Here is a 26,891-nt window from a genome sequence, read left to right on the forward strand (position 1 = left end):
TGTATAATGGCGTACGAGCAAGCAAGAGCGTTATTATAACGGTACTCGGGGGTAGTTGGCCACCTCTATATCCTGGCCGTCTTTGGTGCGCAGCAAGCGGCTGGGGCGGGTGCGCTGAGTTACCTCGTGCGCCTTCGCTAGGGCTTGCGCTTCATCGGCAAAGGCCTCGACAAGCTCGCGACTGTAGTTCAGCACCTCCCACTGCGTTTTCTCCTCATTCCAGTGCACGTAGTATATCTTCTCTACCGTACGCTCTCTGTTGCGAATCAGATCCAGAATAACCTTCCCGTCGCTGAAATTCCCGTCGGGGTAGGGCATGGGCAGCAGCGCGAAGAAGACGTAGTACAGCGAGAAATACGTAAACTGATAGGTAAGCATACCCTCTTCCAACGTATCTAGTTCGATCAGGTATACCACGGCTACCGCCGCCGCGGCGTTGAACAACGAGCCGCCCGCAAAGATGAGCGCATTCGCCAGACGATGATTGCGTCTTAGATTATCGAACGTGCATTGGCCGTACCAGAAGTAATATTGGCGCACCTCCAGCGCCCCCCAGCGAAACACCACATTGCCGGAACCCACGGTAACTTTGATGTTTTTAGCCCCCATCAGCCAGGCGAAGAACACGTGCCCGGTTTCGTGCAACAACGAAATAATCGGCATCACCAGAAAAAAGGCCAGGAAGAACTTCGGGATATCATGTACTCCAAACATAGCCTTATGGTGTACGGATAAACGAAAAGGAGTTACGCGCTTTTCTGGTTGTTCAGCCGCTATGGCTTGCGGCTCTTCGCGTCACTTTCTTCCTACCCTCACTCTCACCATTGCACTTCCGCATGGCGGCGCATATAGGCGGCCACCTCATAAATCAGCCCGGCGTGGCCGGTGTCGAGCAGCACGGTGCGGGCGTTGGTGAGGGAGGCAATAAACCGCTGCAGGCCCGCGTGCGGAATCACCTGGTCGTGGCGGCCCAGAAAGAACGTGACGGGGGTAGGCCGCTGGTTTAGCAGGCGGGCCAGGGCTTTCAGCGAAAACGTGAGCTCGCGAAACCCTACCCAGCTACGATAGATGCGCAGGCGTTTCTCGCGACTATCCAGCTGCCACTCGGCAAAGCGCACCAGACCGGCGTCTACCAGGCGCCGCTGCCGCAACGAGTCGATGAACCCCAGTAGGCGCTGCGGACGCAGCACGGTGCGGCCCAGCAAGTTGCGCATGAAGGGTGGCCTGGTAGCCAATGTGTACCAGAGTTGCCGCTGCAGGCCATCGGGCGCCAGCAGCCAGAGCTGCTCTACCTTGTCGGGGAAGCGCTCGGCTGCGGTGAGGGCAAACTTAGCGCCCATACTGAACGCCAGCAGGCCGAAGCTGTCGATTTGCTGCTCGCGGAGGAAATCAGCCAGCAGGTTGCCCAGGCGTTGCTTGGTAAGGGGGGCATCGGTGCGGCTAAGGCAGCTTTGGCCGTGGTAGAACAGGTCGAACGCGTACACGCTCACCCGCTGCTCACCCAGCACCGATACTAGGCTGCGCCAGTGTCCGTGCCCCTGCCCATAGCCGTGAAAAGCCAGCACTACCCGCGGCCCGGAGCCGTAGCGCTGGAAATGGAGTGTCGTTTTCAACTGCGGTATTCTACTGAGGAAATAGCTCTTTAGAACACTCCAACGCGTCAATACGTGCCCGTTTACCCTACTCCGGTATCGTTAAGACGTTCTTGCTCCGACTCGCGCGGCACTCCCCGGATGGAAGACACCCCACCCGATACAATGAACTTCATGGCCTCGCTGCTGGAGATATTTAGGTACGTGATGCTCTCCACGGGCACCAACTGCAGCTCGCCCGAGAAATTGTAGGAGTGCGGGTAATACACTGCCACCAGATGCGGCTGATCGAGGGCCACAATATTTTCCTGGGTCGCAAAGCCCATCCGATAAGCGGGCAGCTCAGAATTGGTGCGCACCAGCACCGGCCGGTTGAACTTTTGGTTATCACCGACAAAAGCAGCAAACAGATCCTTAATGCTGGAGTAGATGATGCCTACCAGCGGCATGCGGTGCAGCATTCGTTGCGTAATCGTGAGCCAGGGCCGCACCAGGAAAGTAGTGGCCAGAAACCCGATACTGGTTATCAGTACGGCCAGCAGCACTAGTCCTAATCCCGGTACTCCTTCCACGTAAAACAGGTGGTCGAGCCAAGTGAAGGCGGCTATCAGAATGTATACCGTGAGGGCAATGGGGGCCACTACCAGCAGCCCACTCAGAAAGTAATTCGCAAGGTTACGCATGCAACAAAATCAGCAGGTACTCCGGAGGCAGGGCGCAAATCATGCCATACCCCCTACCCTATTAGCGCGACTGCCCGGCTGGTAGGGTACCAGCCGGGCAGTTGTTTTACATAGTATTGCTAACAAGCAGCTTACACCAGTTCTCCAATCTCGGCAATGTGGTCAGCAACCTGTTGCATCAACCACATGGGTGTGCTGGTGGCACCACAAATCCCTACCGATTGTGCCTCGTGAAACCACTCGTCCTGCAATTCGGTCTCGTTTTCTACGAAGTAGCTGCGTGGATTGGTCTTGTTCACTACCCCAAACAGGGCCTTCCCATTGGAGCTTTTGCGGCCGCTCACAAACACAATCACGTCGTGCTGAGTGGCAAACTTAGCCAGAGCCGGCTCGCGGTTGCTCACCTGCCGGCAAATGCTGTCGTTAGCGTCGAAGGTGGCTACGTCGGCACCAGCGGCGGCAATGCGCTCCTCAATTACCTGTTTCATGTGGTAGAAACCGGCCGTGCTCTTGGTGGTTTGGCTAAACAGCGTGACGGGGCGCGAGAAGTCTACCTGATCCAAGTCCGACTCGTTCATCACGATGATGGCCTGGTTGCCGGTCTGGCCAGCCAAACCGGCTACTTCGGCGTGGCCGGGCTGGCCATAGATGACAATCTGTCCTTGCTGGCGGTTGCTGATGTCGAAGGCGTGCTTCACGCGGTTTTGCAGCTTCAGCACCACCGGGCACGAGGCATCAATTAGCTCCAAGTTGTTCTGCATGGCCAGCTGGTAGGTTTCCGGCGGCTCGCCGTGCGCCCGAATCAGCACTTTACAATCGTGGAGTGTGCCTAGCTGCTCACGGTCGATGATGCGCAGCCCCAAGGCGTGCAGACGTTCTACCTCCATCCGATTGTGCACAATGTCGCCCAGGCAATACAGGGTTTCCTCGTGCGCCAGTTCATCCTCGGCCATCTGAATGGCGAATTCAACGCCGAAACAGTAGCCCGAATTTTTGTCGATGGTGATGTTCATAGCTTTTCGTTCTGCAAACAGAGCGCCAATTGCCAACCGGCTGCGCAATTTTACTTGTATAACCGCTTAGCCGCCATTCCGTTCACTGCTAGCCGCCACGGGGGCAAACAATGCAGCCGAAACACGTTCCAGTACAAAATCCACTTGCTCGTCGATGGTCATGTGCGAGGTGTCGAGCAGCACGGCATCGGAGGCGCGGCGCAAGGGGCTTTCGGCGCGGGTAGAGTCGATGTGGTCGCGCTTTTCGAGGTTGTCGATGATGTCGGCCAGCTCTACTACTTCGTTTTTCACAGCCAACTCTTCCTGCCGGCGTGTGGCGCGGGTGTGGGTATCGGCTGTCATAAAAATCTTGACCTCAGCATCGGGAAACACGGTGGTGCCAATGTCGCGGCCATCCATCACAATACCGCGCTTACGGCCCATTTGCTGTTGCTGGCGCACTAGGGCGTGGCGCACAGCCGGAATCACCGACACCTCACTTACGGAGTTGGAAATACGCATTTGCCGAATTTCGTCCTCGCGCACTTTGCCATCGAGGCACAGCTCGTTGCGGCCAGTTTTGCGGTTGCGCTTAAAGGAAATCTGCATCTGGTGCAGGGCCTCCTCTATATGTGGTAGGTCGTCGAAGGCAATGCTGTGCTCCAGCAAGTAGAGCGTCACGGCCCGATACATGGCCCCAGTGTCGATGTACGCGTAGCCTAGCTCGGCAGCTACGGCCTTGGCCGTGGTACTCTTGCCACAGGAGGAGTGACCATCAATGGCAATAACGAGCTGGCGCATGGCGAAGGGGCTAGGCGAAGGAAGGGTATCCACTAAATCCAGTTTTTACGACGTTGAGCAGCTTGCAGATGCATAGGCACCTGCGCAAAAAATACGGCCACCGACTCGGGCAACCCGTGCGCCAATTGCTGCGACACGCGGTAGAAGGGGTTGAAGAAACTTTTGCCGCCGATGCCTACCCCCGTGGTATTATCGAGGCCGGCAGCCCACTCGCCCTGGTAGGTATGCACTAGGCACTGCCCCAGAAAACAGCCCAGCGCCATTACCACACCTTCCTGCTCAGCGGGCTTGATGGTAGGGCGCTGCTCTTCGATAAACGCAGCTAAACGCTCCACGGCGGCCACATCGTAGGCGTTCAGGCGCAACTGCTGACGCACCGCCTCGGCGGCACGGTGGAGGGAGGCAAGGGGCGATTCGGCTTCGGGCATGGCGTACAAAAGTACGAAGCTCCTCGGAAGTGGCCGCTCCGTGGGGTAGTTTATTGCCGGGGCGCTGCCGATTGTGCCTGCTGCCACTGCTGGTATTGCTCCAAAATAGCCGCAGCATCGCGGCGGCGGTAAGCACGGGCTTGCAAGCGCTTGGCCAGCTCCGGATCATCGCCCACCACGCTCAGCATCTGCCGGCTGAACGCGGCACGGCCGCTACGCAGCTTCACAACGGCTCCATCGGGGCGGCGTAGCCACCACTGCGTACCCAACAGCTGCCAGATAAAGCCCGCTTCCATATCCTGGTATTGATATAGCCCCAGCTTACTGCCTGCAAATAATTCCTGCGCAAAAAAGCGCCCTACCCCACCGTACGTGGCATCGGGCAGCACCACACGAATTACCTCGGTGGGCAGGTAGGAAATAGCTTGTTGGTACTCATTGACGAGGTAGACGCGCTCGGTCTTTAACCGGTGAAGCTGGCCGTCGTGCCACTTGCGGTCGGCGGTTTGGTAGCGTATCGGCTGGCTATTCCGCACGTTGGAGACGGTGCCGGGTAGTACGTTCGGATACATCGTGCGCTGAGCCGGCTCTTGAGGTCGGAGTTGGGCAGCGGCGGGTAGGGATAGAAAGAGTAATGGAAGTAGCGCTTGCTTCATCAGTTGATAAGGGTAATGTAGTAGAAATTGACTAGTGCTTTCCGGTCAAATATAAATATGTCATCCTGAGCGCAGTGAAGGACCTTCTCATGTGTGAACGACAGATGTAACAACGACTCGTTCTAACGTGAAAAAGTCCTTCGCTCCGCTCAGGATGACGAGAGGCTTGTAGAATACTTATTAACCCTAATTACTCTCGCACGGGCACGGAATCTTACCCTTCGACCGATGCTTATAGGCCGCCGTTTTTTTAGCCAGAGAAGAACGGTGGGCGCAGCCCGATGACAGGAGGCCGGTGCCCATGAGTAGCGCTGCTAGCGCAAGAGTTGTAATCTTTTTCACGCCTAAAGAAGTTTAGTCAAATATAAAGTTCTTTACCTAGCCGCCCATTGGGTTGGCTTTTTTGCCACTCTGTTGCTTATGGCTTCCTCTTTCACACGCACGGCCAACGTCGTCGATTTATTTGCCAACACCATATACCCTGCCATAATTCACGTGGCCGAAGGTCGTATTAGCCGCCTGGAGCCCACGGGCACTGTGCCCAATCCGGCCCTACCCTACGCCCTGCCGGGCTTCGTGGATGCCCACGTACACGTGGAAAGCTCGCTGCTGGCGCCCTCGGAGTTTGCCCGCCTGGCAGTGGTGCACGGCACAGTGGCTACCGTATCGGACCCGCACGAGATTGGCAACGTGCTGGGCGTGCAGGGCGTGGAATACATGCTAAAAAATGGTCGGCAGGTGCCGTTTAAGTTCTGCTTCGGGGCCCCCTCGTGCGTGCCAGCCACGCCGTTCGAAACAGCTGGGGCCATTATTTCGGCCACAGATATCGAGCAGCTATTTCAGCGCTACCCCGAAATTGGCTACTTGGCCGAGATGATGAATTGGCCCGGCGTGCTCAACCGTGATGCCGATGTGATGGAGAAAATTCGGCTGGCCCAGCAGTATAACCGCCCCGTAGACGGGCATGCGCCCGGCCTCACTGGCGCCGACGCCGTGCGCTATATCCAGGCCGGCATCAGCACCGACCACGAGTGCTTTATGGCCGGTGAGGCGCTGGATAAGCTGCAAGCCGGGATGAAGGTATTGATTCGGGAGGGCTCGGCGGCCCGCAACTTCGAAGCCCTCATCGACCTGCTGCCCGAGCACTACGAAAACATGATGTTCTGCTCCGACGACAAGCACCCCGATACGCTGGTGCTGGGCCACATCAACCAGCTGGTGCAGCGGGCCGTGGCGCGCGGCCAAGAGGTACTGAAGGTGCTACGCGTGGCCTGCCGCAACCCCGTGGAGCATTACCGCCTACCCGTAGGCTTACTGCGCGAAGGCGATGCCGCCGACTTCATTGTGGTGGATAATCTCCAGGATTTCAACGTTCAGCAAACCTACCTCAACGGCGAGCTAGTAGCCGAGAACGGCCGTACGCTGATTTCAGCCGTACCGGTAGAAGTGGTCAATAACTTCATAGCGCACCCGGTGCAGGCGCAGGACTTTCAGTTGTCGGCCCCTACCCCCCAGCCTACCCTGCGCGTGATGGAGTGCTTCGATGGTCAGCTTATCACTGCCCGTCACGACGTGCCCGCTCGCATTGAGAATGGTCTGGTGGTCCCCGACGTGGCGCAAGATGTGCTCAAGCTGACAGTAGTGAACCGCTACGCTGCGGCTTCGCCCGCCGTGGCCTTCATCAGAGGCTTTGGCCTGCAACGCGGCGCCCTGGCCAGCAGCGTGGGCCACGACTCGCACAACATCACCGCCATTGGCTGCGACGACGAGAGCCTGGCCCGCGCTGTGCAGCTGGTGATGGAGGCGAAAGGCGGTCTGGCCGCCGTAGGGCCCGATGGCCAAGAATTGCTTCTGCCCCTACCCGTAGCGGGCCTCATGTCGGACCAGGATGGCTACGCGGTAGCCGCGGCCTATACCGCCGTAGATGCCCTAGCCAAGGAGTTGGGCTCTACCCTACAAGCGCCCTTCATGACGCTTTCCTTTATGGCGTTGCTGGTTATTCCCAGCCTGAAGCTGAGCGACAAAGGCTTGTTTGATGGTGAGGCATTTCGGTTTGTGGAAGCAGTAATGTAAGGGTAGGCAAGTATCAATTAGAAAGAGCGTCTGTCATCCTGAGCGCAGCGAAGGACCTTCTCACACAAGAAAGACAAGCGTAAAAACGACTCGTTCTGGTGTAATAAGGTCCTTCGCTGCGCTCAGGATGACAGACGCTTTTTGTTCCGATTTCTCTAAAACCGCTTTTCCAGCAGCTTCTGCATTTTTTCTTCCGTCAAGGGCTTGGCCAAGTATTCTACCCCTTCATACTGCGCCACGCGGGCGGTGTCGGCAGCGTGCATAGAGGTGGTGAGGACGGTGAGGACAGTTTGCTGCTTCACGTCGCTGGGTAGCCGGTCGTACATGCGCAGGAACTCGAAGCCGTCGATGCCAGGCATTTTTAAGTCCACAAACACCAGTTCGGGAATAGGCTCGTCGCCGCGGCCGGCACCCCACAAGAACTCGTAGGCTGGCTCGGCCTGGGTGAAGGTGTGAATGGTTTCGGCAACTCCCAAACGGTTCAGCAGACGATTGTTTAGGAAGCTAGTGGTTTCATTATCGTCCACCAGAACGATATTGCGCAGTTTTTTCGACATAAATTTGGTGACTCGCTAGCAGCGGTATCTATCAAATATAGTGGATGGAAGCTTAGCTTACAGCCAGCCTTGCTCGCGCATCCAGTCGTCGTTGTATATTTTGGCCAGGTAGCGCGTGCCGTGGTCGGGTAGCACTATCACCATCGTGTCTTCTTCGGTAAGATGCTCGCGGGCGTATTCCAGCGCACCATATACTGCCGAGCCGCACGACCAACCTACAAACAGTCCTTCCTCGCGAGCCAGGCGGCGCGTCATCACGGCCGCATCTTTGTCGCCTACCTTGATAAACTGGTCAATCAGGTCGAAGTCGACGTTTTTCGGCAGAATATCCTCGCCAATTCCCTCAGTTTTGTAAGGATAAATCTCGTTTTCGTCGAAAATACCGGTTTCCTTGTACTTCTTGAAAACCGAGCCGTAGGTATCCAGACCAACAGTTACCACTTCGGGACGCTGCTCTTTCAGGTATTTGCTGATGCCGCTGATGGTGCCGCCCGTGCCTACACCAGCTGCAAAGTGCGTGATGCGGCCTTCGGTCTGTTGCCAGATTTCGGGGCCCGTGGTTTCGTAGTGGGCGGCGGTGTTGGAGAGGTTGTCGTACTGGTTGGGGTAGAACGAGTTCGGAATCTCCGCGTTCAGCTTGCGCGCCACCGAATAGTAGGAGCGCGGGTCGTCGGGTGCTACGTTGGTGGGGCAGATGATGATTTCGGCACCCACTGCCTTCAGAATATCCCGTTTTTCCTGACCCTGCTTGTCGCTCATGGTGAAGATGCAGCGGTAGCCTTTGGCAATAGCGGCCAGCGCCAGGCCCATGCCCGTGTTGCCGCTGGTGCCTTCGATGATGGTGCCGCCGGGCTTCAGAATGCCCGCTTTTTCGGCATCGTCAATCATTTTCACCGCCATACGGTCTTTCACCGAGTTGCCGGGGTTGAAATATTCTACCTTCGCCAGCACCGTGCCCCGGATACCTTCCGTGACTTTCTGGAGCTTAACGAGGGGGGTGTTACCGATAGCTTCGGTGATGTTATTCAGATACATAGCCTGAGGTGGGGTGGGCAATTGAGGCCGCAAAGGTACGGATTTTCGGCGGGCCTACCGGTGCTGACGCAACTTTCCTACCCTTGCCTGGGAGCAAAAGCCAGCTGCAACGGCACACATTGCGGCCGGCTTTGTGCCGCCTGTAAATAAAACCTACTTTTGTGCACGGTTGCCCCAGCGGGTAGCCGCCGTTCCAGCGAATATCTCCCTTAAACCCATTTCCTAATGAGTGTTCTGGTTAACAAGGATTCCAAAGTGATTGTGCAGGGCTTCACCGGCTCTGAAGGCTCCTTTCACGCGCAGCAAATGATTGAGTACGGCACCAACGTGGTGGGTGGCGTAACGCCCGGCAAAGGTGGTCAGCAGCACCTCGACCGGCCGGTGTTCAACACCGTAGCCGATGCCGTGCGCGAAACCGGCGCCGATGTGAGCATCATCTTCGTGCCCCCGGCTTTCGCCGCCGACGCTATCCTGGAAGCCGCTGATGCTGGCATCAAGGTGATTGTGACCATCACAGAAGGCATCCCGACCAAGGACATGATTGCCGTGAAGCACTACCTCAAAGACCGTGAGGGTGTGCGCATGATTGGTCCCAACTGCCCCGGTGTGATGACTGCCGGCGAGTGCAAAGTGGGTATCATGCCTGGCTTTATCTTCCAGAAAGGCAAAATTGGTATTGTATCGAAGTCGGGCACACTGACTTACGAAGCCGTTGACCAGCTCACCAAAGCCGGCCTGGGCCAGACCACGGCCATTGGCATCGGCGGTGACCCCATCATTGGCACCACCACCAAAGAAGCCGTGGAGCTGCTCATGAACGACCCCGAAACAGAGGGCATCGTGATGATTGGCGAAATCGGCGGTGGCATGGAAGCTGAAGCCGCTCGCTGGATCAAGGAAACCGGCAATAAGAAACCTGTTGTAGGCTTCATCGCCGGCCAAACTGCCCCTCCCGGCCGTCGCATGGGCCACGCCGGTGCCATCGTAGGTGGCGCCGACGACACAGCCGCAGCCAAAATGGCCATCATGCGCGAGTGCGGCATTCACGTGGTAGACTCGCCCGCTAACATCGGCGAAACCATGCTGAAGGTGCTGAACGGCGAGAAGGTAGAGGCATAAGCTGTATTAACTACCGACTAAAAACAGAAAAGCCTCAGCAACTGCTGAGGCTTTTCTGTTTTTAGTCGGTAATTTTCGCTTGAGTCTAATTAACTATTACTTGATCTTACCATTCATATGAAGTTTTATACCTTATCTATCCTCGTAGGAAGCATCTTAGCGGGGTGCACAAAGGATAACGATCCAGAGATTAAGGAGGTAGTAAGAGAAACCGCCTGGAAAGAAGTGACTACGCTGACCCGAACGGGACGCTTTATTCAGAATATGGCGAGCGATGGGCAAACTATTTTTCTACAGCAGCCTAACTCCTTTACCCCCATCACAGGCACCAACCGCATTCCAACGTTTTATTCAACCTATATAACAGATATTCAAATTCGTATTCCCATCGCGCCTAAGTTTTATGCTACGGCTTTTGATACGATAGTGACATTTCGTAAAACAGCTTCTCCACTATCTTCCGATGCCTACCCTGGTAAATCAGTGTTATCTGTGAAGAAGCTAGATCCAGCCGCAGTAAAAATAACGACTGTCTTAACTGGCTCACCATTTGAAGCCCCCGGTACCTTTAGCAGTGTTGTAATTAATAGAAACAACTATGTGTTGTTGCATTATTCTACAACAAATGCTCCTGCATTTCGCACTACATCTGCCAGCTTCATCCTTGCGGCTGTTGACCCTGACACACCGGAAGGGTATGCGCCCCGCCTACTATCTGCTCGGCGCATTACGCTACCCAATGTCAGTAGCGGTCATTCTACCTATATTTTTGACGCCATAGTAAGTATAAATGATTATTTTCTGGTGGCTTTTGAAGGTAAGCTATTTAAAATACAGCAAGATGGCACCGTAAGATCGGTGCTATCGATGTTTGCTAACAATTCCTCCGTTAGCGCACTTTATAAGTGGAAAGGCCGATTGTACTGTATTTCCGATCGGAACACATTTATGTCCGATGATGAAGGCGAAACGTGGCGGACGTTTGCTCCCGTACCACAAGATTTACAGAGACATCGCCCTTACCCAATAGGCGACAGTTTGATTTGCACGATTGGTAATAATTTGATTAGCTGGCATTGGCGGGAAGCCAATGCTTCCTTGCGTGTGCTGAATAATGAAGGATTGGATCGTAGTCTGATTAATGGAATCCAGGTTTTGCGCGACACTGTATACGTGGGCACCACCAATGGACTGTTCTTTAGACCATTAAATAAATTCTTTGAAAGCAAACCAGCCGAATAGTGCTACCGGGCGCGTGCAACGCGCCTCTACTTCCTACCCTCTTGCCCGCCCAGGTTCACGACTACCCCCAACTGAAACACAGCGTTGGCGGCCCGCAGATACTTGCGGTGCTTCAGGCCGAAGTTGCCGCCGCTGATGACTTGTAACTGCACAGGTCCCAGTATTTGCACGCGGGAGAAGGTGATGGGTTCCAGGAAAATATTGTCCTCGCCGGGTGCCGCTACCCCATTGAGTTTGAAATTACTCAGTTCTACATGGCTCAGGCGCAGGGCCGTGCCGTAGCTAAGCGGAAAATGATTGCCGAACAGGTGCAGGGTCTGGTGCTTTTTGGCACTGTAGTTTACCTGCAAAAACAACTTGTTCAGGTTGCCCTCCTGGCGCTGTTCTACTACTCCCTCGCGGGTGCGGTCGGTGCGGTCAGAAGAGCCCAGGCCGACGCCACCATAGATTTCCAGCACCCGATTGTCGGGTAAGCGAGTAAAGTAGCCCGCGCCGGCCTCAAAGAAATCAAAGTTGACAGCTTTCTTGGGTTTGTTGCTGTGCAGAAACGAGGCCGACCCCATCACCCCTAGCCCATTGGTGACAGCGTAGGCACCCTGCAAGGAGGTGTTGCCCCCAAAATTGGTATGCACCCCTCCACTGAACTCCCCCTGCTGTGTGAGCAGCGGCACCTGCGGCGGCGGCGGGAAATACAGCGAGGTACAACCAGAAAGCCCCAACAGGAGCACCAGAACAAGAAAACGAATGGAAAGCAGCATACAGCCGAAGGCGGGCGAAAATGAGGCCAAAACCAGCAAATTTTTACGGTATTCTGCCTAGCCCTTAGCGGCCGAGCTTCGTATAGCTGTCCAATGCAAGCGCACGGCTACAAGCCAGTTTGCTGGTTTTGTCGCCTAAAGTTCTGCTTTTATGCCCGAATCTTTCGATGTTATCATAATTGGCTCTGGCCAAGCCGGCAATCCGCTGGCAACTGCTTTTGCCCAAGAGGGTCGTCGCGTGGCCCTCATTGAGAAAAACCTGCTGGGTGGCTCCTGCATTAACTACGGTTGCGTGCCTACCAAAACCCTCCTGGCCTCGGCCGAGCGCGCGCACCATGCCTATACCGATGCGCAGTACGGGATTGAAGTAGAGTTGGAAGATATTGATCTGCCTACCATCGTGGAGCGCAAAGATGCGCTACTGGAAAAGCTGCGCCAGGGCATTCACGAAAACCTGACGGACCAGGAAAACCCCGTGCAGCTTTTTGATGGTCACGCTAGCTTCACGGCACCCCATACACTCAACGTAACCCTCAACACGGGCGGTACTGAAACCCTGACGGCTCCGCTTATTTTCATCAATACCGGCACGCGCGCCGCCATTCCTGAAATCGACGGTTTGGCGGACACCGACTTCCTGACGCCTACCACTATTCTGAATCTCAAGGATAAGCCTGAGCACCTGATTATCATTGGTGGCGGATATATTGGCTTGGAGTTCAGCCAGCTCTACCGCCGCCTGGGCTGCGAGGTAACCATTGTGGAAGAAAGCGCAGTAGTACTGGAGCGCGAGGACGACGACGTGTGCGAGGCGATGCAGCAGCTGTTGGAAGGCGAAGGTGTGCAGTTCCTGCTTGGCTCGCAGGCACACCGAGTTTCGCAGAACGCCGAGAAACAGTTTACGGTATCGGTGACTACCCCTGATGGGGAACGACGCCTGCGCGGCTCGCACGTGCTGGTAGCAGTAGGTAGGGAGCCCAACACCAAAGAGCTAGGCCTCGACAAAGCGGGGGTGGAAACCGATGACCGTGGCTTTGTGCTGGTCGATGACCAGTTTCATACCAACGTACGCGGCATCTATGCACTGGGCGATGTACATGGTGGCCCCCAGTTCACGCATATCAGCTACGACGACTACCGCATCGTGCGCGACAACATCCTGAAAGGCAAGAAACGCTCGAAGAAGGGCCGTGACGTGCCGTACGTGGTCTTTACAGAGCCGCAGCTCGGCCGTATCGGCCTCTCGGAACACGAGGCTCAAGAGCAAAAGCTGGACTATCGGGTAGCCAGCATGCCCGTCAAAACCATTGGCCGGGCGCAGCAAACGGGCCTTACCAAAGGCTTTATTAAGGTGCTGGTAGACGGCAAAACCGACTGCATCCTGGGCACGGCCGTGTTCTGCGAACAAGGCGGTGAGATTATGTCGATGCTCCAGCTGGCCATGCACGGCAACATCACCTGCGAGATGCTGCAGGATATGATTTTTGCCCACCCTACCTGGGCGGAAGCATTGAATAACCTATTCTCAAAGCTCGAAAATCCTAAGAAGAAATAACGTCAGGGCGAGCGAATCGCCACCTCCTCCGAGGCCTTCTTTTAGCGGTTATGCAGCATACAGCGCTGCGTAACCGCTTTTTTTATGCTATGCACCTCTATCACTTAAGTGAGGTAACGTGAAACCACAGACAAGTTAGGCACCATACCTGGGCAGGAGTAGTAAAATTTATTCGACGCCGGAAATGGCGCTTCATACCGGCTTCATGTAGCGCCACTTGCTTTGTAGCATCAAGCTCGCCTACCATACCCGGCGACGCCCCTTGCTAGCGCATTCTCACATCGCCCATCAGCTGCCCTACCCTACCCACCGCCATTAGTTCTGGCATCGTCAACTGTCTGTCATATTACCCCAAGTTCTTATGAAAAAAATGTTCCTGCTCGCGCTCGTGAGCTGGTGCGGCCTGTACGGTTTTACAAGCTGCGCGGACAAAAAAGAGGAAAAAGAAGAGAAAGTTAAATTCTTAGTTACCAGCCCTCTGCAAAAAGATACCACGATTACCAAGGAGTACGTGGCGCAGATCCATTCCATCCAGCACATTGAGCTGCGGGCCCTGGAAAAAGGCTACCTCCAGAAGATTTTCGTGGACGAGGGGCAAACCGTGAAGCAGGGGCAACTCATGTTTCAGATCATGCCCATGATCTACCAGGCAGAGCTGAAAAAATCACAGGCGGAGGCCAACTACGTGAACCTGGAATACCAGAACACCAAACGCCTGGCCGACAACAACGTGGTATCCAAAAGCGAGTTGGCACTGGCCGAAGCTAAGTACGATAAGGCCAAAGCCGAGGTGGCCCTGGCCCAAACGCACCTGGGCTTCACCACCATTCGGGCGCCGTTTGATGGCATCATGGACCACTTCCAGGCCCGGTTGGGTAGCTTGGTAGACGAAGGTGACCTGCTTACTACCTTGTCGGACAACAGCAAGATGTGGGTGTACTTCAACGTGCCGGAAGCCGAGTACCTGGCTTACAAAGAAGCCAAGACCAACAATCTGGAAAAGGTGAATCTGCTGATGGCCAACAACCAGGTATATCCCCAGCCTGGCGTAGTGCAAACCATTGAGGCTGATTTTAATAACGAAACCGGCAACATTGCCTTCCGAGCTACCTTCCCTAACCCTAACCGCCTATTGCGCAACGGTGAAACCGGTAGTGTGATGATGACGGTGCCGCTTAAAGATGCCCTCATCATTCCGCAGAAAGCCACTTTTGAGGTGCTAGAAAAGAAGTTTGTGTACGTGGTGGACAAGGACAAGCACGTGCACCAGCGCGAGGTGACGGTAGGCTCCGAAATGCCCGACCTCTACATCATCACCGATGGCCTGAAACCCGACGACCGGATTATGCTGGAAGGCATCCGCAAGGTGAAAGACGGCGAGAAAATCAAGTACGACTACGAGAAGCCGGAGAAGGTGATTTCACATCTGAAAGTGTACGCCGAGTAGCACGCATGATTCTGTAAAAGAACGTCATGCTGAGCGAAGCAGAAGCAGCTTTACCTCTGCTTTGCTATGGGTAGGGTGCTACTAGGCTTCGACTCCGCTCAGCACGACATTAGCCTTATTCTATGTTCAGTAAATTCATTCGTAGGCCAGTCTTTGCCATTGTTATTTCGGTGGTCATTGTGTTCATGGGCGTACTGGCCATCAAGACCCTGCCTACCTCCCAGTTCCCGGAGATTTCGCCGCCCATGGTGATGGTGTCGGCGGCCTACCCTGGTGCTAGTGCCAAGGTGCTTACGGAGTCGGTACTGATTCCGCTGGAGCAAGCCGTAAACGGCGTGCCCGGCATGAAGTATATGACCTCCGACGCCGTATCGGCCGGCGAGGCCAACATCCAGATTGTGTTCAACCTAGGCACCGACCCCGACCAAGCGGTGGTGAACGTGAACACGCGTATTGCACAGGTGCTCAACCGCTTGCCAATACTAGTACAGCGCGAAGGTGTGATTGTAAACCGCGTGGTACCCAACATGCTGATGTACGTGAACCTGTACAGCAAAGACAAGAACACGGACATGAAGTACCTGTTCAACTTTGCCGGGGTGAACATGATACCAGAAATCCAGCGCATCGACGGTATCGGGCGGGCCAGCATTCTGGGTAGCCGGCAGTATGCTATGCGTATCTGGCTGAAGCCCGACCGCATGCGCGCCTACAACGTATCGGCCGACGATGTGATGAAGGCCCTCGATGACCAGAGCGTAATTGGCTCGCCGGGCCGCATTGGCCGCTCCGACGGGGGTAGGGCCGAAGCCTTGGAGTATGTACTCACCTATCAAGGCCGTTTCAACGACGTTGATCAGTACAAAAACGTGATTATCAAGGCAAATCCTGACGGGGAAATCTTGCACCTGAAGGACATTGCCGATGTGCAGCTGGGCTCGGAGTTCTACGATATCTACTCCAACCTCGACGGCTACCCCTCGGCGGCTATTGTGCTGAAGCAAACCTATGGTAGCAACGCTACCGAGGTTATTAAATCGGTGAAAGCTAAGCTGGAAGAGCTGAAGAAAACGATGCCTCCCGGCATGGATTACAAAATCAGCTACGACGTATCGAACTTCCTCGACGCGTCGACCGAGAACGTAATCCACACCCTGCGCGACGCCTTTATTCTGGTGGCGCTGGTGGTGTTCCTGTTCCTCGGCGACTGGCGCTCTACCCTCATTCCCATTATTGCGGTGCCCGTGTCGTTGGTAGGCGCGTTCATTGCCATGCAGGCGTTTGGGCTCACCATCAACATGATAACGCTCTTTGCGCTGGTGTTGGCCATCGGTATTGTGGTCGACGACGCCATTGTGGTGGTGGAGGCCGTGCACGCCAAGATGGAGGAGAAGCACCTGTCGCCCTATGGGGCAGTACGCGAAGTAATCGGCGAAATCAGCGGTGCTATCATCGCCATTACCATCTTGATGACGGCCGTGTTCGTGCCGGTGGCCTTCATGAGCGGCCCGGTGGGTATCTTCTACCGGCAGTTTTCCATCACCATGGCTACTTCCATTGTGATTTCGGGTATTGTGGCTCTTACGCTCACGCCAGTGCTGTGCGCCATGATCTTGAAGAACAACCACGGCCAACCACGCAAGAAAACGCCTATCAACCGCTTTATCGACTGGTTTAACCGCGGCTTCGAGAAGCTAACCGGCCGCTACATTGGCGTACTGGAGAAAGTAGTCGACCGGCGCGTAGTGACGTTTGGCGTGCTGATTATATTCGGCTTAGGCATCTTCGGCATCTCCTCTACCCTACCCTCGGGCTTCATCCCGAGCGAGGACCAGGGCATGCTCTACGCAATCATTCAGACGCCCCCCGGCTCTACCCTGGAGCGCACCAACGCTATTTCGCAGCAACTGTACGAACTAGCGAAGGATGTGCCCGGTATTCAAAGCATCTCTACCCTTGCTGGCTATGAAGTACTGACAGAGGGTAGAGGCTCCAACGCCGGCACCTGTTTGATTAACCTCAAGCCGTGGTCGGAGCGCAAAGAGTCCATCCACGACATTGTGGAGGAGCTGGAGAAAAAGGCCAAGCAGATTCCCGGCGCGACGGTGGAATTCTTCGAGCCGCCAGCAGTACCAGGCTACGGCGCGGCAGGCGGTTTCCAGCTCCAACTGCTCGACAAAACCAACACCGGCGACTACAAAGCACTGGAAAAGGTGAACGAGGACTTCATGGCCGCGCTCAACAAGCGTAAGGAACTGGCCGGACTATTTACGTTCTACTCGGCCAACTATCCGCAGTACGAGCTGAAAATTGACAACCAGCTGGCTATGCAAAAGGGCGTGAGCATCGGCAACGCTATGAATACGCTCAGCATCATGATTGGCTCTACCTATGAGTTGGGCTTCATCAAATATCAGCGCTTCTTTAAGGTGTACGTGCAGGCCTCGCCGGAGTATCGTCGCCTACCCAAAGACGTGATGGATATGTGGGTGAAGAACGACCGAGGCGAGATGGTGCCGTTCTCGGCCTTCATGAAAATCGTGAAGACCCAGGGCGCCAACGAAATCAACCGCTACAACATGTACACCACCGCTTCCATTCGCGGCGATGCCGCTGCCGGCTACAGCTCGGGCGAGGCTATCAAAGCGGTGCAGGAAGTGGCCAAAGAAACCCTACCCCGCGGCTACGATATCGACTGGGGTGGGCTGTCGAAAGATGAAGTAGGCCGCGGCAGCGAGGCCATCTACATCTTCCTGGTAGTACTGGCCTTCGTGTACCTGGTGCTAGCTGCGCAGTATGAGAGCTTCCTACTGCCCTTAGCGGTGGTGCTGTCGCTGCCGGCCGGGATATTTGGGTCGTTCCTGTTCATCAAGATGCTGGGTTTGGCCAACAACATCTACGCCCAAGTAGGATTGGTGATGCTGGTAGGCTTGCTGGGCAAAAACGCCGTGCTGATTGTGGAGTTTGCGGTGCAGGAACATGAGCACGGCATGTCGGTGCGCGATGCGGCCATTGCCGGCGCCAAGGCTCGTTTCCGTCCCATCCTGATGACCTCTTTCGCCTTCATTGCAGGCTTGATTCCGCTGGTACTGGCTACGGGCGCGGGCGCCATTGGCAACCGCACCATTGGTACGGCGGCGCTGGGCGGCATGCTGTTCGGTACCGTGTTTGGGGTAGTGATTGTGCCCGGCCTGTACTATGTATTTGGCAAGCTGGCCGAAGGACGCAAGCTGATTCAGGACGAAAATGAATATCCGATAAGCGAAGGCGTAGAGCCTCGCGTGCTAGTTGAAGAAGTAGAAGTTCATGCTTAGAAAACGCATTTATCAGTATATAAGCGTAGCCTGTTTGTCGCTGGCAGTAGGAAGCTGCAAGATGCCCGAACTGGTGGTGAAAGACGCCAACCGGCGGGTTCCCGTCAGCTACAATAGCGCTACGGCCCAGGATACTGCCAGCGCCGCCCAGGTGCGGTGGCGGCAGTTCTTCACCGACCCCAACCTGGTAGCGCTGATTGACACGGCCCTGCAGCACAACCAGGAGCTGAACATTGCCTTACAGGAGATTCAGATTTCCCGCAACGAAGTTCAGATCCGCAAGGGGGAGTACCTCCCCTTTGTGGGCCTGGGGGCCAATGCGGAGGCCGAGCGCCCCGGCCGCTACACCCTGCGCGGTGCCACGGAAGAAGCCGTGAACATCAAGCCCGAGCGCCGCACGCCCGACCCGCTGCCCAACTACCGGGTAGGCGCGTTTGCGAGCTGGGAAGTGGATATCTGGCATAAGCTGCGCAACGCCCGCAAGTCGGCGGCCCTGCGCTACTTGTCGAGCGTGGAGGGTAGGAACTTCACTATTACCAACCTGATTGCCGAAATTGCCAACTCCTATTACGAGCTGTTGGCCCTCGACAACCAACTGGCGATTGTGCAGCAGAACATTGAGATTCAGACAAATGCGCTGAACCTGGTGCGGCTGCAAAAGGAATCGGCCCGAACGACGGAATTGGCTGTGCAACGCTTTGAAGCCCAGGTGCACAACACGCGTAGCCTGCAATACGGCATTCAGCAACGCATCATCGAAACCGAAAACCGGATCAACTTCCTGACTGGTCGCTACCCCCGCCCCATCGTGCGCGACGATGCCTCGTTCAACGACCTAGTGCCGACGGTTATCCAGACCGGCGTGCCCTCGCAGCTACTGCAAAACCGCCCCGACATCCGGCAGGCCGAGCAAAATCTGGCGGCGGCCAAGCTAGATGTGCAAGTAGCGCGCGCCAACTTCTACCCTTCGCTGCGCCTTACTGGCTCGGTGGGATTCGAGGCGTTCAAACCCGGCTTATTGTTCTCTACTCCTGAGTCGATGCTCTATAATCTGGCCGGGGAGCTAGTAGCGCCGCTGGTGAACCGCAACGGCATCAAGGCGGTGTACGGCAGCGCCAACGCCGTGCAAACTCAAGCGGCCTACAATTACGAGCGCACCGTGTTGAATGCCTACGTGGAGGTAGTAAACGAGCTGGCCAACATCCGCAACCTAGCTAACAGCTACAACGAAAAAGCACTGGAAGTAAAGTCGTTGAACCAGTCCGTCACCATTTCCAACAGCCTATTTCGTTCGGCCCGCGCTGAGTACACGGAAGTACTCTTCACCCAGCGCGACGCCCTGGAATCGAAGTTCGACCTGATCGAAACCAAGATGCAGCAGTTGAATGCCACCGTAAACGTGTACCGCGCCCTGGGCGGCGGCTGGAATTAACGGAGGCAGAAGCGCGTCCTAAACGGGGGCAAATCGAAAAACGGTCTGGTGGAGCTTACCCGGACCGTTGCACGGCTGGCAGAATGGGGGTAGCCCGCTGTCTGTTGCGCAACGGTCCGGAGAAGCTCCGCCAGACCGTTTTTCTTGAATTGTACTTCCGGTGGATTTGCTTCCCAGGCTGCTCCGCTACCTATCCGGCTTACTTGGTGCTGCTGGTAACTTCTGGCGTTAAGGCCCGTTATGGGAGTTCCTTTTCACCTTTTTACGCTCTGTTTATTATGAACGCGAAAGTCCTTTCTCTGCCGCTGCTGGCGGCTCTACTCTGTGCCGGTAGTGCGGCCCATGCCCAAACCGAACAAGGCACCCGGGTGCTGGGACTAAGCGGCGGCAACTTCACCTTCCAAAGCGACAGAAACGTAGCAAACTATGCAGGCTCGCTGACCCCTTCGGTTGGCACGTTCGTGGCCGACAACATAGCTTTGGGCGTAGCCGTACCCTTTGAACTTAGGCACAGTAAAATCAAGCGCGGCGTCAGTTCGAAAACCAATACCTACAGCCTTGGGGTAACGCCCTGGTTGCGCTACTACATCCCTTCGGAAAGCCGGCACCGGCTGTTTGGTGAGATAGGTGCGGGGGTCGCGTTTGAAAGGGCCGCAACTAAGATAGGAGGCGATAAAAACGGCGACACCAGCTTCCTTTTCCTGGGAAACATTGGAGCAGGCTACTCCTACTTCATCACGCCGCAGCTGGGCCTAGAGGGCGTGCTTTCCTACGGCCAGAACACCGCCGCCAAAGAAAGCCAGATCAGCCGCGGGACGCTCGGCCTTAACATCGGTTTCCGCTTCTATCTATCCCGTACGTAGCGGTAGCCTAGTTAACCTCCTTTTCAACTCCTTCTAAATAATCAGCCAAGAGTAGCTGTACTGTCCTAGCGTTTCACCTCCCCCGGGCGCGCCAGATGCGCTTACTTTCGCACGACTACTTAATTCTGTACGAACCTATCATAAAAGGGGTATTTCGTACAGAGTTACAAGGAGTTGAAAAGGGAGTTTTTCGAGGAGAAATGAGAACAGTAAGGCAAAGCTCCATCGCTTAAGCCAAAAAAGCCGCCGCAACGGGAGTTGCGGCGGCTTTTTTGGCTTGTTGCCCTACCCTACTTGGCGTAGGCTACGGCGCGCATTTCCCGAATCACGGTAATCTTGATCTGACCGGGATACTGCATTTCCTTCTCGATTTTCTGCGAAATCTCGTAGCTCAGTTCCTGGGCGCGGTCGTCGGTTACGTTTTCGGCATTCACCATCACGCGCAACTCGCGGCCCGCCTGGATGGCGTAGCACTGCAATACGCCATCAAATGACACAGCCGTTTCTTCCAGTTGCTTCAGGCGCTTGATGTAGCTTTCCATCATCTCGCGGCGGGCGCCGGGGCGCGAGCCCGAAATGGCGTCGCAGGCCTGCACCAGGGGCGCAATCATGGCCGTCATTTCCATCTCGTCGTGGTGGGCACCAATGGCGTTTACTACGTCGGGATGCTCTTTGTACTTCTTGGCCATCTCCATGCCTAGGATGGCGTGGGGCAGTTCGGGTTCCTCAGTGCTTACCTTGCCAATGTCATGCAGCAAGCCGGCGCGTTTGGCGTGCTTCACATTCAGGCCCAGCTCGGCGGCCATAGTGGCGCAAAGATTGGCTACCTCGCGGGAGTGCTGGAGTAGGTTTTGGCCGTACGACGAGCGGAAACGCATGCGCCCTACCATCTTCACCAGCTCGGGGTGCAGGCCGTGGATGCCCAGGTCGATGATGGTTTTCTCGCCGATTTCCACGATTTCCTCATCGATGTTCTTGCGGGTTTTGGCCACAATCTCCTCGATGCGGGCCGGGTGAATACGACCGTCTTTCACCAGCAAGTGCAGGCTCAAGCGAGCCACCTCGCGGCGCACCGGGTCAAAGCCCGAAATGATGATGGCCTCGGGCGTATCATCCACAATAATCTCAACGCCGGTAGCAGCTTCCAGGGCACGAATATTCCGACCCTCACGACCGATAATCTTGCCCTTCACGTCGTCCGACTCGATGTTGAACACCGACACGCAGTTCTCAATGGCGTGCTCGGCCGCGGTGCGCTGAATAGTTTCCAGCACCACCTTCTTGGCGTCTTTGGTGGCCGTGAGCTTGCTTTGCGCCACCACATCTTTAATGTAGGACGACGCCTGCAACTGCGCCTCGTTTTTCAACGATTCTACCAACTGCTCGCGCGCTTCGGCGGCCGTCAGGCCCGAAATGGTTTCGAGCTGATGCTGCACTTGGCGGGCTTTTTCTTCGGCCTCTGCCTCACGCTGTTGCAGCTTGGCTAGTTGAGCTTCGTGCGTGGTCTGGCGCTTTTCTTCCTGAGCATCCAGCCGGTCGCGCTGCTGTTGGGCGTCGTTTTGAAGCTTGTCGCGCAGGGTATCCAGCTCTTTTTCTTTGCGCTGAATCTGATCGAGCTGCTTTTGCGTGGTTTGGGTGAGCTGCTTGATGCTCTGCTCCTGCTCCACCACGGCCTGACGGCGCTGCGTTAGCTCGGTATCTAGCTCGGCTTTTTGGCGGCGGCTTTCCTGCTCAAACTCGTGCTTAAGCGTGCGGAATTTGTCTTTCGACTGTTGAATCCGCTCGTCGCGGATACGGTTGGCTTTCTCTTCTGCTTCTTGCAAAAGCTGTTGGGCACGGGCGCGGGCCTCGGCCTCTTGGTCCTGCCGGGCCTTACCGGCCAGCAGGCGGCCGACAAACACGCCGGCCACAAGGGCAACGACGGCAGCCAGCGCGATATAAACATAGGGTGACATGTGCTATGGTTTTTGGGGAAGGGGTATATAAAAACCATAACAAAAAAACTAGTCCAACGCGTGCCCACCCGCACGGCCGATTGCCATGGGGGTAGGATAAGCGTGAAACCGAAGCCGGGCTACGATTAGCCCAGCACCAGCGACGAAAGCAGCTCGTCCAAGCGCGCCAAGCGCTCGGTAAGGGCTGCATCGGTGCCGTCCTTCTCCTTGCCGACCTTCAGGCGGTCGACCATTGTGGTTAGGGCAATCATGGCCAATAGGTCTTGCTTGTCCTGGATGCCGTACTGGTCGCGGAACTCCTTAAGCTTTTCATTCAACAGCTTACCGGCCATGCGTAGGCGCTCCTCATCGGGAGCCGCGACGCGCATGGGATATTCCCGTTCAGCAATGCGAATTTTTATGGCTAAGTCGCTCATGCGAGCAGTGCGTTTTTAGGTGGATGGGGATAGGTCGTTACTCCTTCAAATAGGCAAGGCACTTATCTATTTCGCGGATGTATTCGTTGAGGCGCAGTTTCAGCTCGTTGACGTGGGCAGGTTTCTCTGCTACGGTATTGACAAGTTTAGCGATATTCTCCCGGTTCTGGAAATCCTTGAGCTGCCGGTCCCGGTCGCGCACGTCGGCGCGCAGCTGCTCAATAGTGGTTTGGGCATCGCTCAATTCCTCCCGCACTTGCTGATAAGCAGCCACTAAGCTGGTCACTTGCCGCTCCAGGCGGTCGAGTTGGGCTAGTTGCTGGGAGGAAGCCATTTTTGGTTGGTTTTTGGTTGTTAGTTGTTTGTTTTTGGTCGTTAGCTACTTTGCCAAGCGTATTTCTAGTGGGTGAAACAGCTAAAAACCAAAAACAAACAACCAAAAACCAGATTTACTTCCGAATCAGCGCACCGGCTTGCTTCTCAAACTGCTGAATGAGGCGCTGCATCACCTGGTCGATAGCTTGGTCGGTGAGGGTTTGGCTAGGGTCTTGCAGGGCGAAGCTCACGGAGTAGGACTTTTTGCCCGCCCCCAGGTTCTCGCCTTCATACACGTCAAACACATTCAGGCTTTGCAGAAGTTTCTTTTCGGTGCGGCGCGCAATCTGCTGCAACTGGTCGAACGTCACGGTCTTGTCTACCACCAGCGACAAGTCGCGGCGCACCTCCGGGAACTTGGGCAACTCGCGGGCCACCAGCGTGTTTTTGTACTTGCGCACCAGCCAATCCCAGTCCAGCTCGGCATACCACACGGGCTGGTTCACGTCGAGCTGCTTCAGCACGCCCGGCGACACGGCCCCCAGATGCACCACCGGCTGGTTCTGCACCAGCAGGGTAAGGCCGCCCGCAAGGTAGGGATGCTGCACCGGCTGGCTGGCATAGTTGCCGAAGCCCAACGAAGCCAATACCTGCTGTACTGCCCCGGCTAAGTCGTGGAAAGTTGTTTTCTCTGCCTTATGCTGCCAAGTTTCGGTCGAGGCATTACCAGTGAGCAGCAGCACCAGCTTGTTCTGCTCCTGGTGCTTGCCTGTCTCAGGCTTCTGGGAGTAGGCCTTGCCGAACTCGTAAAGCTTCAGGTCCTTCTGGCGGCGGTTGAGGTTGTAGCGCACCACTTCCAGGGCCGAGTGCAACACCGTGGGCCGCATGATGTCGAGGTCGGCGCTGTTGTAGTTGTGCACGCGCACCAGCGTAGCGTCCTGCTCGCCTTTCTTTTCGAAGTAGGCCGAGTTGGTGAGCGAGTTGGTGATAATCTCCGAATAGCCCTGCCCGCTGAGCAACCGTGCCGTGTTCTGGCGTAGCACTTCGGGGTCAGGATTCGGGAACTTGGCGAGGTAGGAAGCCGAGTTGAAGGGCCGCAGCGCCACGTTGTTGTAACCGTAGATGCGCAGAATTTCCTCAATCACATCGGCCTCGCGGGTCACGTCTACCTTATGCGGCGGAATTTTCAGGTACCATTCCGTTGCGGATAAGTCAGTGGCTGCTGGTTGAGCAGTGAGAAGCGTCAGATGCTCAGCCAAGTCCTGTCCTATTGCATTACCACCCAACGACGGTTGCTCTTGAATCTCAATATCTAAGTCCGTCAGGATCTGGCGGATGCGGTCTTCGCCTATCTCCTGCCCTACCAGCTGGGCCACGCGGGGTAGGCGCAGGCGTACTTCCGTGGGCTGGATGGGGGTAGGATACTGGTCGACCGCCGGCGCGGCAATGCGTGCCCCAGCCACTTCTTGCAGCAGCAGTGCCGCACGCTGGAGAGCTACAGGCACCATGTCGGGGTCGGTGCCGCGCTCGAAGCGGAAGGAAGCGTCGGTTTTGAGCTGGTGCGTCTGGCTGGTTTTGCGTACTACGGCGGGCGCGAAGTAGGCGCTTTCCAGCAGCACGCGGGTAGTGGCGTTGCTCACGCCCGACGTCTTGCCGCCAAACACGCCCGCCAGCGCCATGGGGGCGCCGTTGGCATCGGCAATAACCAGGTCGGCAGCTTGCAGGGTGCGCTCCACGCCGTCCAGCGTTACGAATTTCTCGCCGGCCTCGGCCCGCTTCACCCGAATCTGGTTGCCCGTAATCTGGTCGGCATCGAAGGCGTGCAGGGGGTTGCCCAGCTCGTGCAGCACGAAGTTGGTGACGTCCACCACGTTGTTGATGGGCGACAGTCCAATGCTGCGCAACCGGCGCTGCAACCACTCCGGCGACGGTCCTACCTGCACATTATCCAGTAGCAACCCAGCATAGCGTGGGCAAGCGGCTTCGTCTTCGATGGTGACGCTGATGGTGTTTTCGGCGGAGGCAGGCGCCTGGAAGCCGCTTACGTCGGGTAGGTGGCAGGGCTGACGCAGCAGGGCGCGCAGCTCGCGGGCCACGCCGTAGTGCGAAGCCGCGTCGGCGCGGTTGGGCGTCAGGCCAATCTCAAACACCGAATCAGAGCCCAGCCCAAAATACTCGGCGGCCGGCGTGCCGTTAGGCAAGTCGGTGTTTAGCACCATAATGCCGGCGTGCGACTCGCCCAACCCGATTTCATCCTCTGCGCAAATCATGCCTTCGGAGGCCGCCCCACGAATCTTAGACTTCTTGATTTTGAACGGCTCACCTTGAGTAGGGTGCAGCATAGCCCCTTCCAGAGCCACCACCACTTTTTGGCCGGCTGCCACGTTGGGCGCACCGCATACAATCTGGCGCGGGGTGCCGTCGCCCACGTCTACAGTAGTAAGGCTGAGCTTGTCGGCATCGGGATGCTTTTCGCAGATGAGCACGGTGCCCAGCACCACGCCGCGCAGGCCGCCGGGCACGCTCTCCAGCTCCTCAATACCTTCTACTTCCAGCCCGGAGCCGGTCAGCAGCTTCCCGATTTCCTCGGCCGATTGGGTGGTAGGGATGAGCGTACGGAGCCAGTCGTATGATATTTTCATGGGTAGTTGTCAGTTGTCAGTTGTCGGTTCATAGTTGTTAATTATCCGTTTTGAGTGACGTAGAAACCATCATCTAACCACGAACAACCAGCAACTGACAACTGAATGCTACCTGCAAAGGTAGGAATTTGGCAGGCTGCCCGAAACGTGACCTACCCTCGCTTTTCGCTTATTTATCCGAACTCACCCACAGCACCAAAGTACTTTCATCCACAACCCGCCCGTCATCCTGAGCGGAGCGAAGGACCTTAATGAATTGTTCATCGTGAGAAGGTCCTTCGCTCCGCTCAGGATGACAGGCGGGTTGTGGTTGAAAGGTGGGTTTCAGATGTACGCCCCCCTACCCCTACTCGTGAAACGTTTTCTCACCGGCCGGGATTTCTACGTTCAGACGGTTCTCGGCGGGCGGCAGGGGGCACACAAAGCTGCTGTTGTAGGCGCAGTAGGGGTTATAGGCCTTGTTGAAATCGAGGGTAATTTCGGTGGCGTCGGGGGCGGGTACGGCGGCATCGAGGTAGCGGCCACCGCCGTAGCTGCCCAGGCCGTTGGTGCGGTCGGCAAAGGGAATGAACAGCGTGGTATCGGGACCAAATGCCCGGCGGTAGAGCGTAAGCTTGTACTCTTGCTTGTCCAGAATAAATGTGGCCTGCCCCCAGCGCAGATAGGTTTCGGGCTGCGCGCCGGTGGTAGCCATGCGCGTGGTATCGCGCTTGGTAAACCCTTGGTACTGCGCATCGAGGCGGTAGGCGCGGTCGGGGGCGTAGTAGGGTAGGGTTTTGAAGGTGTCGCGCTGGGCCTGGTTGAGCGGCGAGCCATTCACCCGCCGAAACGAGTTGTCTTTCTCCAGACGCTCTTTCTGCAAGCCAATGATGTACTGATTGTCGCTCAGCACTAGATCTTGCAGAAAATAGCCCACGATCAGCAGCAGGCTCAGACCAATAAAGAATTTCGGGTTGATTTTCACAGGGGCAAAGGTAGAACGCTTCTGTTTGTTATCCTGAGTAAGCTCGGGACAA

At 56.1% G+C, this 26,891-nt stretch carries 22 protein-coding genes and 1 pseudogene; 8 read left to right on the forward strand and 15 right to left on the reverse strand.

The annotated features are described in order from the left end of the window. Positions 1-33 precede the first annotated feature (33 nt). The 7 genes from MUN82_RS14135 to MUN82_RS14165 all read right to left on the reverse strand — a co-directional run bounded on the left by MUN82_RS14135 (position 34) and on the right by MUN82_RS14165 (position 5,152). Positions 34-714: a site-2 protease family protein gene (locus MUN82_RS14135; RefSeq protein WP_245091417.1), complete on the reverse strand. Its 681-nt coding sequence runs from the start codon at positions 712-714 to the stop codon at positions 34-36. Positions 715-818: 104 nt separating this feature from the next. Further along, entirely contained in the window at positions 819-1,613 is a 795-nt protein-coding gene (locus tag MUN82_RS14140; RefSeq protein WP_245091419.1) for an alpha/beta fold hydrolase, read from the reverse strand. Positions 1,614-1,675: 62 nt separating this feature from the next. Then, entirely contained in the window at positions 1,676-2,275 is a 600-nt protein-coding gene (locus tag MUN82_RS14145) for a DUF502 domain-containing protein (protein ID WP_245091421.1), read from the reverse strand. A gap of 131 nt (positions 2,276-2,406) precedes the next feature. Next, positions 2,407-3,288, reverse strand: coding sequence for a 4-hydroxy-3-methylbut-2-enyl diphosphate reductase (locus MUN82_RS14150; RefSeq protein WP_245091423.1), 882 nt, complete (start codon positions 3,286-3,288; stop codon positions 2,407-2,409). 66 nt (positions 3,289-3,354) lie between these two features. Then, a complete protein-coding gene (gene cmk / locus MUN82_RS14155) occupies positions 3,355-4,068 on the reverse strand; it encodes a (d)CMP kinase (RefSeq protein WP_245097575.1) in 714 nt (237 codons plus the stop codon). A gap of 32 nt (positions 4,069-4,100) precedes the next feature. Beyond that, positions 4,101-4,496 (reverse strand): hypothetical protein, encoded by a 396-nt coding sequence (locus MUN82_RS14160; RefSeq protein WP_245091425.1) that lies wholly within the window; start codon positions 4,494-4,496, stop codon positions 4,101-4,103. Between the two features lie 50 nt (positions 4,497-4,546). Then, complete coding sequence (locus MUN82_RS14165; RefSeq protein ID WP_245091427.1) at positions 4,547-5,152, reverse strand: hypothetical protein; 606 nt, start codon at positions 5,150-5,152, stop codon at positions 4,547-4,549. 420 nt (positions 5,153-5,572) lie between these two features. Between MUN82_RS14165 and ade the strand changes: the two genes are divergently transcribed. Further along, a complete protein-coding gene (gene ade / locus MUN82_RS14170; protein WP_245091429.1) occupies positions 5,573-7,225 on the forward strand; it encodes an adenine deaminase in 1,653 nt (550 codons plus the stop codon). Between the two features lie 155 nt (positions 7,226-7,380). Here ade and MUN82_RS14175 read toward each other — a convergent pair whose 3' ends face one another. Further along, positions 7,381-7,782, reverse strand: a complete 402-nt coding sequence (locus MUN82_RS14175; protein ID WP_245091431.1) for a response regulator — start codon at positions 7,780-7,782, stop codon at positions 7,381-7,383. A 60-nt stretch (positions 7,783-7,842) separates the two neighbouring features. Beyond that, positions 7,843-8,817: pseudogene (locus MUN82_RS14180) on the reverse strand (PLP-dependent cysteine synthase family protein); the annotation flags it as partial. Positions 8,818-9,042: 225 nt separating this feature from the next. Here MUN82_RS14180 and sucD point away from each other — a divergent pair. Together sucD and MUN82_RS14190 are read left to right on the forward strand one after the other, a co-directional pair. Then, positions 9,043-9,936 (forward strand): succinate--CoA ligase subunit alpha, encoded by an 894-nt coding sequence (gene sucD, locus MUN82_RS14185; protein ID WP_185282589.1) that lies wholly within the window; start codon positions 9,043-9,045, stop codon positions 9,934-9,936. A 117-nt stretch (positions 9,937-10,053) separates the two neighbouring features. Then, entirely contained in the window at positions 10,054-11,178 is a 1,125-nt protein-coding gene (locus MUN82_RS14190; RefSeq protein ID WP_245091433.1) for a hypothetical protein, read from the forward strand. A 26-nt stretch (positions 11,179-11,204) separates the two neighbouring features. Here MUN82_RS14190 and MUN82_RS14195 read toward each other — a convergent pair whose 3' ends face one another. Further along, positions 11,205-11,936 carry a putative outer membrane beta-barrel protein gene (locus MUN82_RS14195; RefSeq protein ID WP_245091435.1) on the reverse strand — a complete coding sequence of 244 codons (732 nt, stop codon included), beginning with the start codon at positions 11,934-11,936 and terminating at the stop codon, positions 11,205-11,207. Positions 11,937-12,087: 151 nt separating this feature from the next. Between MUN82_RS14195 and MUN82_RS14200 the strand changes: the two genes are divergently transcribed. The 5 genes from MUN82_RS14200 to MUN82_RS14220 all read left to right on the forward strand — a co-directional run bounded on the left by MUN82_RS14200 (position 12,088) and on the right by MUN82_RS14220 (position 20,547). Next, positions 12,088-13,491, forward strand: a complete 1,404-nt coding sequence (locus tag MUN82_RS14200; protein ID WP_245091437.1) for a mercuric reductase — start codon at positions 12,088-12,090, stop codon at positions 13,489-13,491. 361 nt (positions 13,492-13,852) lie between these two features. Then, positions 13,853-14,938, forward strand: coding sequence for an efflux RND transporter periplasmic adaptor subunit (locus MUN82_RS14205; protein WP_245091439.1), 1,086 nt, complete (start codon positions 13,853-13,855; stop codon positions 14,936-14,938). Between the two features lie 122 nt (positions 14,939-15,060). Then, the gene (locus tag MUN82_RS14210; RefSeq protein ID WP_245091441.1) at positions 15,061-18,252 is read left to right on the forward strand and encodes an efflux RND transporter permease subunit; all 3,192 of its coding nucleotides are present in this window, start codon (positions 15,061-15,063) and stop codon (positions 18,250-18,252) included. Next, on the forward strand, positions 18,245-19,684 hold the full coding sequence (locus MUN82_RS14215; RefSeq protein WP_245091443.1) for a TolC family protein: 1,440 nt from the start codon (positions 18,245-18,247) through the stop codon (positions 19,682-19,684). Before MUN82_RS14210 ends, MUN82_RS14215 begins: the two co-directional genes overlap by 8 nt. A 104-nt stretch (positions 19,685-19,788) precedes the next feature. Next, a complete protein-coding gene (locus MUN82_RS14220) occupies positions 19,789-20,547 on the forward strand; it encodes an acyloxyacyl hydrolase (RefSeq protein WP_245091445.1) in 759 nt (252 codons plus the stop codon). A gap of 290 nt (positions 20,548-20,837) precedes the next feature. Here MUN82_RS14220 and rny read toward each other — a convergent pair whose 3' ends face one another. From rny to MUN82_RS14245, 5 genes are all read right to left on the reverse strand, one after another. Then, on the reverse strand, positions 20,838-22,502 hold the full coding sequence (gene rny / locus MUN82_RS14225; protein ID WP_245091447.1) for a ribonuclease Y: 1,665 nt from the start codon (positions 22,500-22,502) through the stop codon (positions 20,838-20,840). A gap of 125 nt (positions 22,503-22,627) precedes the next feature. Next, the gene (locus MUN82_RS14230) at positions 22,628-22,918 is read right to left on the reverse strand and encodes a cell division protein ZapA (RefSeq protein WP_185282561.1); all 291 of its coding nucleotides are present in this window, start codon (positions 22,916-22,918) and stop codon (positions 22,628-22,630) included. 37 nt (positions 22,919-22,955) lie between these two features. Continuing rightward, positions 22,956-23,252: a hypothetical protein gene (locus tag MUN82_RS14235; protein ID WP_245091449.1), complete on the reverse strand. Its 297-nt coding sequence runs from the start codon at positions 23,250-23,252 to the stop codon at positions 22,956-22,958. Positions 23,253-23,367: 115 nt separating this feature from the next. Then, a complete protein-coding gene (gene pheT, locus MUN82_RS14240) occupies positions 23,368-25,875 on the reverse strand; it encodes a phenylalanine--tRNA ligase subunit beta (RefSeq protein ID WP_245091451.1) in 2,508 nt (835 codons plus the stop codon). Positions 25,876-26,221: 346 nt separating this feature from the next. After that, positions 26,222-26,839, reverse strand: a complete 618-nt coding sequence (locus MUN82_RS14245; RefSeq protein ID WP_245091453.1) for a DUF1684 domain-containing protein — start codon at positions 26,837-26,839, stop codon at positions 26,222-26,224. Between the last annotated feature and the right edge of the window lie 52 nt (positions 26,840-26,891).

The sequence above is a fragment of the Hymenobacter aerilatus genome (assembly GCF_022921095.1).
Lineage (GTDB): Bacteria > Bacteroidota > Bacteroidia > Cytophagales > Hymenobacteraceae > Hymenobacter > Hymenobacter aerilatus.

Bases quoted from the DNA above. Each gene is read 5' to 3' on its own strand.
- MUN82_RS14135 (WP_245091417.1), bottom strand. From the start codon at position 714: ATGTTTGGAGTACATGATATCCCGAAGTTCTTCCTGGCCTTTTTTCTG.
- MUN82_RS14145 (WP_245091421.1), bottom strand. From the start codon at position 2,275: ATGCGTAACCTTGCGAATTACTTTCTGAGTGGGCTGCTGGTAGTGGCC.
- MUN82_RS14150 (WP_245091423.1), bottom strand. From the start codon at position 3,288: ATGAACATCACCATCGACAAAAATTCGGGCTACTGTTTCGGCGTTGAA.
- cmk (WP_245097575.1), bottom strand. From the start codon at position 4,068: ATGCGCCAGCTCGTTATTGCCATTGATGGTCACTCCTCCTGTGGCAAG.
- MUN82_RS14160 (WP_245091425.1), bottom strand. From the start codon at position 4,496: ATGCCCGAAGCCGAATCGCCCCTTGCCTCCCTCCACCGTGCCGCCGAG.
- MUN82_RS14165 (WP_245091427.1), bottom strand. From the start codon at position 5,152: ATGAAGCAAGCGCTACTTCCATTACTCTTTCTATCCCTACCCGCCGCT.
- ade (WP_245091429.1), top strand. From the start codon at position 5,573: ATGGCTTCCTCTTTCACACGCACGGCCAACGTCGTCGATTTATTTGCC.
- MUN82_RS14175 (WP_245091431.1), bottom strand. From the start codon at position 7,782: ATGTCGAAAAAACTGCGCAATATCGTTCTGGTGGACGATAATGAAACC.
- sucD (WP_185282589.1), top strand. From the start codon at position 9,043: ATGAGTGTTCTGGTTAACAAGGATTCCAAAGTGATTGTGCAGGGCTTC.
- MUN82_RS14190 (WP_245091433.1), top strand. From the start codon at position 10,054: ATGAAGTTTTATACCTTATCTATCCTCGTAGGAAGCATCTTAGCGGGG.
- MUN82_RS14195 (WP_245091435.1), bottom strand. From the start codon at position 11,936: ATGCTGCTTTCCATTCGTTTTCTTGTTCTGGTGCTCCTGTTGGGGCTT.
- MUN82_RS14200 (WP_245091437.1), top strand. From the start codon at position 12,088: ATGCCCGAATCTTTCGATGTTATCATAATTGGCTCTGGCCAAGCCGGC.
- MUN82_RS14205 (WP_245091439.1), top strand. From the start codon at position 13,853: ATGAAAAAAATGTTCCTGCTCGCGCTCGTGAGCTGGTGCGGCCTGTAC.
- MUN82_RS14210 (WP_245091441.1), top strand. From the start codon at position 15,061: ATGTTCAGTAAATTCATTCGTAGGCCAGTCTTTGCCATTGTTATTTCG.
- MUN82_RS14215 (WP_245091443.1), top strand. From the start codon at position 18,245: ATGCTTAGAAAACGCATTTATCAGTATATAAGCGTAGCCTGTTTGTCG.
- rny (WP_245091447.1), bottom strand. From the start codon at position 22,502: ATGTCACCCTATGTTTATATCGCGCTGGCTGCCGTCGTTGCCCTTGTG.
- MUN82_RS14230 (WP_185282561.1), bottom strand. From the start codon at position 22,918: ATGAGCGACTTAGCCATAAAAATTCGCATTGCTGAACGGGAATATCCC.
- MUN82_RS14235 (WP_245091449.1), bottom strand. From the start codon at position 23,252: ATGGCTTCCTCCCAGCAACTAGCCCAACTCGACCGCCTGGAGCGGCAA.
- pheT (WP_245091451.1), bottom strand. From the start codon at position 25,875: ATGAAAATATCATACGACTGGCTCCGTACGCTCATCCCTACCACCCAA.